The organism is Inquilinus sp., from assembly GCF_039594555.1.
Classification (GTDB): domain Bacteria; phylum Pseudomonadota; class Alphaproteobacteria; order DSM-16000; family Inquilinaceae; genus Inquilinus.
In genome coordinates, this window is sequence record NZ_JBCNNF010000380.1 from 1 (window position 1) to 6585 (window position 6585).

At 68.8% G+C, this 6585-nt stretch carries 7 protein-coding genes and 1 pseudogene; 2 read left to right on the forward strand and 6 right to left on the reverse strand.

What is annotated here, in order from left to right:
• The 4 genes and pseudogenes from ABDW35_RS29095 to ABDW35_RS29110 form a co-directional block, all read right to left on the reverse strand.
• A pseudogene (locus ABDW35_RS29095) lies at positions 1-336 on the reverse strand (F0F1 ATP synthase subunit beta); the annotation flags it as partial.
• 55 nt (positions 337-391) lie between these two features.
• The gene (locus ABDW35_RS29100; RefSeq protein ID WP_343717346.1) at positions 392-1270 is read right to left on the reverse strand and encodes a F0F1 ATP synthase subunit gamma; all 879 of its coding nucleotides are present in this window, start codon (positions 1268-1270) and stop codon (positions 392-394) included.
• Between the two features lie 41 nt (positions 1271-1311).
• The gene (gene atpA / locus ABDW35_RS29105) at positions 1312-2841 is read right to left on the reverse strand and encodes a F0F1 ATP synthase subunit alpha (protein WP_343717347.1); all 1530 of its coding nucleotides are present in this window, start codon (positions 2839-2841) and stop codon (positions 1312-1314) included.
• Positions 2841-3401 carry a F0F1 ATP synthase subunit delta gene (locus ABDW35_RS29110; RefSeq protein WP_343717348.1) on the reverse strand — a complete coding sequence of 187 codons (561 nt, stop codon included), beginning with the start codon at positions 3399-3401 and terminating at the stop codon, positions 2841-2843. Before ABDW35_RS29110 ends, atpA begins: the two co-directional genes overlap by 1 nt.
• 228 nt (positions 3402-3629) lie before the next feature.
• Here ABDW35_RS29110 and ABDW35_RS29115 point away from each other — a divergent pair, with 228 nt between their 5' ends.
• Positions 3630-4625, forward strand: coding sequence for a cation diffusion facilitator family transporter (locus ABDW35_RS29115; RefSeq protein ID WP_343717349.1), 996 nt, complete (start codon positions 3630-3632; stop codon positions 4623-4625).
• 194 nt (positions 4626-4819) lie between these two features.
• Positions 4820-5167, forward strand: coding sequence for a ribbon-helix-helix domain-containing protein (locus ABDW35_RS29120; RefSeq protein ID WP_088153885.1), 348 nt, complete (start codon positions 4820-4822; stop codon positions 5165-5167).
• Between the two features lie 42 nt (positions 5168-5209).
• Here the strand turns inward: ABDW35_RS29120 and ABDW35_RS29125 are convergent, their stop codons facing one another.
• Positions 5210-6103: a TIGR01459 family HAD-type hydrolase gene (locus tag ABDW35_RS29125; RefSeq protein ID WP_343717350.1), complete on the reverse strand. Its 894-nt coding sequence runs from the start codon at positions 6101-6103 to the stop codon at positions 5210-5212.
• Between the two features lie 67 nt (positions 6104-6170).
• A partial coding sequence (locus tag ABDW35_RS29130) for a peptide chain release factor-like protein (RefSeq protein ID WP_343717351.1) occupies positions 6171-6585 on the reverse strand: 415 nt, incomplete at its 5' end.

The window sequence follows — 6585 nt, forward strand, 5'->3', positions numbered from 1 at the left end:
CTTGGCGGCGATCGGGCCGCGCTCGTCGATCGGCTCGCCGATCACGTTCATGATGCGGCCCAGCGTCTCCGGGCCGACCGGCACCGAAATGGCGTTGCCGGTGTCGAGCACCTTGGCGCCGCGGACCAGGCCGTCGGTCGAATCCATGGCGATGCAGCGCACGGTGTTCTCACCGAGATGCTGCGCCGCCTCGAGCACCAGCTTGCGATCGCCGATCTCGGTGGTCAGGGCGTTCAGAATGGCCGGCAGTTCGCCATCGAACTGGACGTCCACCACGGCGCCCAGAACCTGGCTGATGCGGCCGATGACATTGCTTCCGGTCTGGGTCTCGACCATGGTGCTCACGCTCCTCGAACTGTCTTCAAGCGATCGGTGGATCAGCGGGGCGCCGTTAGACGGCTTCGGCGCCCGAGATGATCTCGATCAGCTCCTTGGTGATGTAGGCTTGGCGGGTCCGGTTGTAGACCAGCGTCAGCCGCTTGATCATGTCGCCCGCGTTGCGCGTCGCATTGTCCATCGCGGTCATGCGCGCGCCCTGCTCGGAGGCGGCGGATTCGAGCAGCGCCTTGTAGATCTGGATCGCCAGGTTGCGCGGCAGCAGCTCCGCCAGGATCTGCTCCTCGCTCGGCTCGAACTCGTAGACGATGTTCGAGGCCGTATCCTCGGCCACGGCCGGCAGCGCCACCGGCACCAGCTGCTGCACCGTGATGATCTGCGCGATCGCCGACTTGAACTTGTTGTAGACGACCGAGCAGACGTCGAACTCGCCGCCCTCGAACATCGCCAGGATCCGGTCCGAGATGCCGTTGGCATCGGCGAAGCCCAGCTTCGGCCGGCCGATGTCGACGACGCTCTCGACGATCAGGTTGGCGTAGTCGCGGCGCAGGTTGTCACGGCCCTTCCGGCCGACGGTGAACAGCTTCACCGTCTTGCCGCGGCCCTGCAGCTCGCGGATCTGCTTGCGCGTCTCACGCAGCACGGTGGCGTTGAACGCGCCGGCCAGGCCGCGGTCGGAGGTGATGACGAGCAGCAGGTGCACGTCGCTCTTGCCCGTGCCGGCGATCAGCTTCGGGCCCTGGCCCGCCGTCTTGGCGACGGCGGCCAGGCCGGTCAGCATCCGCTCCATCCGGTCGGCATAGGGCCGCCCGGCCTCGGCCTGCTCCTGGGCGCGGCGCAGCTTCGACGCCGCGACCATCTTCATGGCCGCAGTGATCTTCTGCGTCGACTTGACGCTGGTGATCCGGTTCCTGAGGTCCTTCAACGACGGCATGGCGCCCCGCCTTCAATCGATGTGGAGGGAACGACCGCCGATCAGACGAAGGTCTTGGCGTAGTTGACGATGAAGCTGGTCAGCTTCTCCTCATTCGCCGGCGAGATCTGCTTCTCGTTGCGGATGTCCTCGAGGATCGCCTTGCCGTCGTCGCGCAGCGACTCCAGCAGGCCCTTCTCGAAATCCTGCACCCGGTTGGTCGGGACGCTGTCGAGATGGCCGCGGACGCCGGCGAAGATCGACGCCACCTGCTCCTCGACCGGGAGCGGGCTGAACTGGGGTTGCTTCAGCAGCTCGGTCAGGCGCGCGCCGCGGGCCAGCAGCTTCTGGGTCGAGGCGTCGAGGTCCGACGCGAACTGGGCGAAGGCCTCCATCTCGCGATACTGGGCGAGCTCGAGCTTGATGCGGCCGGCGACCTGCTTCATCGCCTTGATCTGGGCGGCGGAGCCGACGCGGCTGACCGACAGGCCGACATTGATGGCCGGGCGGACGCCCTTATAGAACAGGCCGGTCTCGAGGAAGATCTGGCCGTCGGTGATCGAGATCACGTTGGTCGGGATGTAGGCCGACACGTCGCCGGCCTGGGTCTCGATGACCGGCAGCGCGGTCAGCGAGCCATTGCCGTGCTCGTCGTTCATCTTGGCCGCGCGCTCCAGCAGGCGGCTGTGCAGGTAGAACACGTCGCCCGGATACGCCTCGCGGCCCGGCGGGCGGCGCAGCAGCAGCGACATCTGGCGGTAGGCCACGGCCTGCTTGGACAGATCGTCATAGATGATCAGGCCGTGCATGCCGTTGTCGCGGAAGAACTCGCCCATCGCGGCGCCGGTGTAGGGCGCCAGGAACTGCAGCGGCGCCGGCTCGGAGGCCGTGGCGGCGACGACGATGGTGTATTCCAGCGCGCCGTATTCCTCGAGCGTCTTGACGATCTGGGCGACCGTCGAGCGCTTCTGGCCGACCGCGACGTAGATGCAGTAGAGCTTCTGGCTCTCGTCGCCGCTCTTGTTGATCTCGCGCTGGTTCAGGATGGTGTCGATGGCGACGGCGGTCTTGCCGGTCTGACGGTCGCCGATGATCAGCTCGCGCTGGCCGCGGCCGACCGGGGTCAGCGCGTCGATCGACTTCAGGCCGGTCTGCATCGGCTCATGCACCGACTTGCGCGGGATGATGCCCGGGGCCTTGACCTCGACGCGGCTCATCTTGGCGTCGGTGATCGGGCCCTTGCCGTCGATCGGGTTGCCCAGGGCGTCGACCACGCGGCCCAGCAGGCCGCGGCCGACCGGGACCTCGACGATGGCGCCGGTCCGCTTGACCGTGTCGCCTTCCTTGATGTCGCGGTCCTCGCCGAAGATCACGATGCCGACATTGTCGGTCTCGAGGTTCAGCGCCATGCCCTTGATGCCGCCCGGGAACTCGACCATCTCGCCGGCCTGGACGTTGTCGAGCCCGTAGACGCGGGCGACGCCGTCACCGACCGACAGAACCTGGCCGACCTCGGCGACGTCGGCCTCGGTTCCGAAATTGGCGATCTGATCCTTGATGATCGCAGAGATTTCGGCGGCACGGATGTCCATCAGACGGTCCCCTTCATCGCGAGCTGCAGCTTGGCCAGTTTCGTGCGCAGGGAGCTGTCGACCATGCGCGAGCCGACTTTGACGATCATCCCGCCGAGCAGCGCGGGATCGATTTTGACATTGACCTGGACCTTGGCGCCCATGGCCTTCTTGAGCTGGTCGACCAGCGCCTCGGTCTGCCGGTCGGTCAGCGCCGTGGCGGCGGTGACGTCGGCGGTGACCTCGCCGCGGCGGCGGGCCAGCTCGGCCAGGAAGGCGTCGATCATGGCGTCGAGGGCGAACAGGCGGCGGTTGCGCGCCAGCAGGCCGATGAAGCGACGGACCAGGTCGGACACGTTCGCCCGCTCCACCACCGCGGCCATGGCCCGGCCCTGGGTGTCGCGCGACAGCAGCGGGCTGCGGACCAGACGGCGAAGATCCTCGCTCTCGGCCAGGGCGATCTTCAGACCGCGGAGGTCATCCGCGGTCTGGTCGAGCGTCTTGCCCTCATCGGCGAGTGCGTAGAGCGCCGTCGCGTAGCTGGATGCGAAGCCGGAAAGTCCTGACCCTGTAGCTGCCACCGATCGTCCCTCGATCGTTTGTTCGATCGTGGCAGGAGGCCACGACCGCCGAATGTTCGGGGGGCTCTGTCGCACAACAAAAGGCCGTCCGAGGCCCACCCCTTACGCTCGGCGCGCCGTCATCTAACATAGCGGTAGGGGGTGTGCAACCGGCATCCGGGCGGGTTTTTCATGCCGCAGGGCCGGATGTAGAGTGGCGCGAGCGATTCGCATCCTCCGGAGGTCGGAATGCCGCATGATCACGCCGCCGGGGCGGCGCCGCACGAGCACGGGCCCGGATCCGGCCACGATCATGCGGCGCATGACCACGGGCCGGGCCAGCACCACGGGCACCATCACGGCATGCCCGAGGGGGCGGATGGCGAGCGGCGGCTGCTGATCGCGCTGGCCATCACCGCCGGCTTCATGGTGCTGGAGGCGGGCGGCGGCTGGATCGCCAACTCCCTGGCGCTCCTGGCCGATGCCGGGCACATGCTGACCGACGCCGCGGCGCTGGCCATGGCCTGGCTGGCGGCGCGGATGGCGCGGCGGCCGCGCGACGCCCGCCGCTCCTACGGCTACGGCCGGGTGCAGGTGCTGGCGGCCTTCGCCAACGGCATCGTGCTGCTGGCCGTGGTCGTCGCCATCGTGGTCGAGGCCGCGGGCCGGCTGGCCGCGCCGGCGCCGGTCGAGGGCGGGCTGATGATCGGCATCGCCGCCGCCGGTCTCGTCGCCAACCTCGTGGCCTTCCGGGTGCTGCAGGGCGGCGACCGCAGCAACCTGAACCTGCGCGGCGCCGCGCTGCATGTGATGGGCGACCTGCTGGGTTCGGTCGGCGCGCTGGCCGCGGGCGCGGTGATCCTCCTGACCGGCTGGACGCCGGTCGACCCGATCCTGTCGGTGCTGGTGTCGCTGCTGGTGCTGCGCAGCGCCTGGTCGATCCTGCGCGAATCCGGCCATGTCCTGGTCGAGGGCACGCCCGGCGGGATCGACGAGGCGGCGCTGAGCGCGGCGATCCTCGAGGAGGTGCCCGAGGTGATCGACGTCCACCACATCCACGCCTGGACCCTGACCCCGGATCGGCCGGTGGTGACCCTGCACGCCAAGCTGCGCGAGGGCGCCGATTGCGACCAAGCGGTCGGCGCGGTGACCCGACTGCTGCGCGACCGCTTCGGCGTCGGCCACGCCACGGTGCAGGTGGAATTCGAGGTCTGCGCTGATGTTGCGGCCGTGCCGCGATACTGAGCGCGGCAGCGCCGCGACACTAAGCGCCCCCCGTCGCGGCCATGCCGCGACACTAAGCGCAACGTATCGGTACGGAAAAGCGTAATCCCCAGTTCACCTTTTTGCGCGGAAGCGGTAATTATTCGACATAATGACGAGCATTTGATGTCGCCCATGGCCCCGTTGTCCGGGGCAGCGGGCCCGGAAAGGTGACGATGGGTCATAATGGAGCTCTTGCCCGCGATGCGGACCCGCTGTCGATCTGCCGCAATGTGACGGTTGCCGGCCGACGCACCAGCGTCCGCATGGAAGTCGTGTTCTGGGACGGGCTGATGGAGATCTGCGCGCGTGAGCAGATCGGCTTGAACGAGATCTGCACCCGCATCGATGCTGCCCGCAAGGGCAGCGGCCTGACCGGGGCCCTGCGGGTGTTCGTGCTGTGCTATTTCCGTGAGCTGACACGCCGGCCTGCGCCGGTGCAGCCGCCGGTCCACGCCTCGGTCCAGACCCCGCCGGCCCTGCTGGCCGCGGCGCTGGAAGGCGTCATCGGGGCTCGGGCGTAGTACTCGGGTCGGATTCGCGCCGGCGAAGCCGACCTCCGCGAGTTAGATCAGGCCGTCCCAGTTCAGCCGCTCCACGGCCGCCGCCGGCCGCAGCCCGTGCCGTTCGGCGGCGGCGGCCAGCTTGTGCGCGTCCGGCCGGCCGGTGGCCGCGTCGCGCAGCTCGGCGCCGTGGATGCCGCCGATCACGAACAGGCCGTCGATCCCGGCCGCGGCCGCGCCGGCCATATCGGTGTGGAAGCTGTCGCCGATCGCCAGCACCCGCGCCGGGTCGGGCCGGCCCAGCAGTTCGAAGCAGCGGCGATAGACCGGCGGGTGGGGCTTGCCGTGATAGAACACGGTGCCGCCCAGCGTCTCGTAGTGCTGGGCCAGGGCGCCGGCGCAGATCTGCATCTTGCCGCCGACGATGACGACGATGTCCGGGTTGGCGCAGATCATCGGCAGCTTGCGGGCGGCCGCGGCCTCCAGCAGCGGGGCATGGTCCTCGACCCGCTCGTCGGGGTCGTCGATGCCGGTGTTCAGCACGAACTCGGCGTCGTCCAGGCGGTCGACCCGGACGACGTCGTCGACCGCCTCATAGACATCGGCGTCGCGCTCGGGGCCGAGATGCAGGAAGCGCTCGCCCAGCGCCTGATGGAAGTCGTCGTCGCGCGCCGCCAGCGCCAGATGCGCCGCCTCGCCCGAGGACAGGATGGCGTCCCAGCAATCCTCCGGCACGCCGATCTGGGCCAGGCGCTGCACCACCGACCCGACCCGCCGCGGCGCGTTCGACAGCAGGCACACCTGCTTGCCGTCGGCACGCAGCCGCTGCAGGCACTCGATCACGCCTGGATAGGGCGTGACCCCGTCATGCACCACGCCCCACAGATCGACGATGAAGGCGTCGTAGCGGTCGCGGATCGCGGCGATGCCGTCGAGGATCGGAATGGTCTCGGTCATCGGATCTGGCCTGTTCGTCTCATTCCGGTCTGGCGGGGCGGCACCGTCGGCACCGCTCCGGGAAGGCTTATGCTGTCTGCAGGTCCTCGCCCTGCCCCTTCAGCTTCGCGGCGAGCGAGGCTTCCAGGAACTGGTCGATGTCGCCGTCCAGCACCGCCGAGGAGGCGCTGGTCTCCACGCCGGTGCGCAGGTCCTTCACCATCTGGTAGGGCTGCAGCACGTAGCTGCGGATCTGGTGGCCCCAGCCGATGTCGGTCTTCTCGGCGTTCAGCGCGTCGGCCTGGGCTTCCCGGATCTTCAGTTCGCGCTCGTAGAGGCGGGCGCGCAGCATGTCCATCGCCATGGCCCGGTTGCGATGCTGCGACCGGTCGTTCTGGCAGGCGACGACGACGCCGGTCGGGATATGGGTGATGCGGATCGCCGAATCCGTCTTGTTGACGTGCTGGCCGCCGGCGCCGGAGGCGCGGTAGGTGTCGACCTTC

Coding starts and splice junctions, on each gene's coding strand:
- ABDW35_RS29100 (WP_343717346.1), bottom strand. CDS start 1,270: ATGCCGTCGTTGAAGGACCTCAGGAACCGGATCACCAGCGTCAAGTCG.
- atpA (WP_343717347.1), bottom strand. CDS start 2,841: ATGGACATCCGTGCCGCCGAAATCTCTGCGATCATCAAGGATCAGATC.
- ABDW35_RS29115 (WP_343717349.1), top strand. CDS start 3,630: ATGCCGCATGATCACGCCGCCGGGGCGGCGCCGCACGAGCACGGGCCC.
- ABDW35_RS29120 (WP_088153885.1), top strand. CDS start 4,820: ATGGGTCATAATGGAGCTCTTGCCCGCGATGCGGACCCGCTGTCGATC.
- ABDW35_RS29125 (WP_343717350.1), bottom strand. CDS start 6,103: ATGACCGAGACCATTCCGATCCTCGACGGCATCGCCGCGATCCGCGAC.